Source organism: Paenibacillus sp. A3, assembly GCF_001399685.1.
Classification (GTDB): domain Bacteria; phylum Bacillota; class Bacilli; order Paenibacillales; family NBRC-103111; genus Paenibacillus_G.
Genome location: NZ_JTHN01000348.1, coordinates 1 through 1,431, shown reverse-complemented (window position 1 = coordinate 1,431; position 1,431 = coordinate 1). Strand labels below are relative to the sequence as shown.

Below are 1,431 nucleotides of genomic sequence, written 5' to 3'. Positions count from 1 at the left end.
TTGCTCGCGGTACCACCCTAATTAAAGCCCGGTCAACGAAACGGTATCATATGAAGAAACCGTAGTTCCTTCACCGAAAATCGCTACCAGAAGCTTTCACTTCATCGGATAACGGGCTGCTGCCCGATCGGAAGCTACTGACGGACGGCTGTGACATGCCGTTCCGCGGTTCCCTTCCGCTGCTCCGGACGGTAATTCGGTCTAAGGTCGGCTGCCGGTTCGCACCATCCACCGGCTCTCTGCAAGCTTAATTCCTTATCCTACTAAGTCCATCACTGCATTTCAACGGTATGCAATTATCCCTAATTATATCACAAGGCCAAAACGATTGTCAAACCCCCGGCTTCGAAGCGTCAAAATCAGGCCAAAATCAGCAAATCGTCATAGAAGAACGATTTTGCGGCGGTGTGTAGCGGAGCGCTTTTATGCTATAATGTTTAAGGAATGTTTTCCAATCAGGAGGAACTCGCTTTCATGGAGAAGGAGACAAGACAAAAAAGGCCAAGATATCAAGTCATCTTGCTTAGAACTGGCAAATATACTCTACATACGATCAAGTGGCTTTTTATCGCCGGTTTGTTTGCGGGGTTGCTCGGGGCCGGCGCCGCTTTCGGTTATGTCAGCGCACTAATTAAAGATGATCCGATTCGGAGCAAGGAAACGATGATGGCGCAAATGCAGGACGACGCCTTGACCGGATTCGTGTATTTCCGCGACGATACGGTAGTCGGCCAGCTTCGTACCGAGGAAGACCGGCGGATGGCAGGCTTGAAGGATATTCCCAAGCCGGTACTGGACGCCGTATTGGCGATCGAGGACAACGATTTTTATCAGCATCACGGCGTGGACATCAAAGGAACGCTCCGTGCTGTGATCCAAAAGCTGCTGAATGAAGACGTTCAGACCGGCGGCAGCACGATTACGCAGCAGGTCGCCAGACGCGTCTTCCTGACGCTGGATAAAGCCGACAGCCGCAAAGCCAAAGAAATTTTGCTCGCCATGCGCATGGAGCGCCTGATGTCGAAGGATGAAATCCTGCTCGCCTATTTAAACAAAATTCCTTATGGCAACGGCTCGTCCGGCTATAACCTATACGGCATTAAAGCTGCCGCCAAAGGGATATTCAACATTGACGATCTCAGCAAGTTGAATATCGCGCAAGCCGCTTACCTGGCCGGTGTGCCTCAGCAGCCGAGCAACTTCTCGGCCTTCACCAGCAAAGGCGAGGTCGACGGCGCCGCTTTCAAGCGTGCGGTTCAGCGTCAGCAGCTCGTGCTGAAGCGGATGCTTGAGGAAGGAAAAATCAACGAGCAGCAGTATCAAGAGGCGCTGCAGTTCGACTTGAAAGGCTCGCTTGCCGAGCGTGTTAAAAAAGCCTACTCCACCTACCCTTTCCTGATGATCGAGGTGGAGAAAGAAGCGGCCAAGGCG

The 1,431-nt window shown here is 52.0% G+C and carries 1 protein-coding gene; it reads left to right on the top strand.

Annotation, left to right across the window (positions count from 1 at the left end; genetic code table 11):
• Window positions 1-474: 474 nt before the first annotated feature.
• The coding region (locus tag QJ48_RS34440) for a transglycosylase domain-containing protein (protein ID WP_193394551.1) at window positions 475-1,431 on the top strand (957 nt) is incomplete at its 3' end.